The following is a 255-nucleotide window of genomic DNA, read 5'->3' on the forward strand; positions in this document are numbered from 1 at the left end:
GCCTGCATCGTGAGGCTCGACGGGATCGACCACAGCCTGAGCGTCGCATCGCTCGGGAACACCGGCGTGCCGAGCGCATCCGGAATGCCGAGCTGGCTGAGCACCCACGACTGCGAATACCGCTGCAGCTGGTTGTAGATCAGCGTGGTGAACAGCTCCGTCTGCAACGCATACAGATACGGATTCACCGGCGTCGGCGACACCTGGTTGAAGTATTCGGCGACGGCCGCGTAGCCGGGCAGGTAACCGGCCACG

At 64.3% G+C, this 255-nt stretch carries 1 pseudogene; it reads right to left on the minus strand.

The window, feature by feature from the left end:
* Window positions 1–255 (minus strand): annotated as a pseudogene (locus tag SB816_RS33310) (peptidase S10); the annotation flags it as partial.

The organism is Achromobacter sp. SIMBA_011 (genome assembly GCF_046535435.1).
GTDB classification, from domain to species: domain Bacteria; phylum Pseudomonadota; class Gammaproteobacteria; order Burkholderiales; family Burkholderiaceae_B; genus Achromobacter; species Achromobacter dolens.